Source organism: Alkalibacterium sp. m-11 (assembly GCF_054658155.1).
On sequence record NZ_BAAGIR010000308.1, the window covers coordinates 1 to 739 of the forward strand.

Consider the following 739-nt stretch of genomic DNA (forward strand, 5'->3'; position numbering starts at 1 on the left):
CCTCATAAACTAGTAGCTCTGCCTGACTATTTTTTAAATGGGCCACTAATTTCTGTGACTGGTGCTTTGTAATGCGTTGACGCTTAGTGTTATCGTCATGCAGGGTCACCGGTATGATAGATTGTTTTTTCTTTTCCAAATTGAAAAACCTCCTGTGTACTTATGATATCTTAAGTTTAACAGGAGGTCGCGAGGACTCGAAGGTACCTAGCTATTCATCGCTTACAAACGATTCTATATTTTTCTTCAGTTGTCCATTTCCTATTTTTACGCATAGTAAAAACTCCTAATAAAGTAGTAGAATTTTTATTATTTCTACTGTCTACTTTATTAGGAGCATATCACTAGCTTCCAAGTCTTTTTACTGTCATCTACTTAGATGCATCAGATTCCGATGACGTTTCTTTAGTTACTCCCTCAGTTATCGAAGTAAAATCATCTTGACTGCTGGAGCCAGATATTCTCTCTTCAAACGTTATTTCGCCTGTTTCCAGATTGAAATTAACTGATCCGTCACCATCAAACGCTTCAATTTTCTCCCTGATTTCTTTCAGCGACTCTTCCAGTACGAATGTCTCATCAACATCATCTCCGAGTTCTATAGAATCTACGTGAGCCAATTTCATAATTATTTGTCGTGTTTAACACCTGATAAATCAACTTTTTTAAAACATAGAAAAAAGGACCCCCCCCATATGGTACAATTAGGTTGTCGACTAAGACACGTACTCCAGGAGGG

General features: G+C 37.6%; 1 protein-coding gene. It reads right to left on the bottom strand.

Annotated features, from left to right (window positions below; genetic code table 11):
- Positions 1-371: 371 nt before the first annotated feature.
- The gene (locus ACYQ2O_RS12545) at positions 372-626 is read right to left on the bottom strand and encodes a hypothetical protein (protein ID WP_459796747.1); all 255 of its coding nucleotides are present in this window, start codon (positions 624-626) and stop codon (positions 372-374) included.
- Between the last annotated feature and the right edge of the window lie 113 nt (positions 627-739).

What these genes read in the sequence shown, in the direction of transcription:
- ACYQ2O_RS12545 (WP_459796747.1), bottom strand. Translation starts at nt 626, where the DNA reads ATGAAATTGGCTCACGTAGATTCTATAGAACTCGGAGATGATGTTGAT.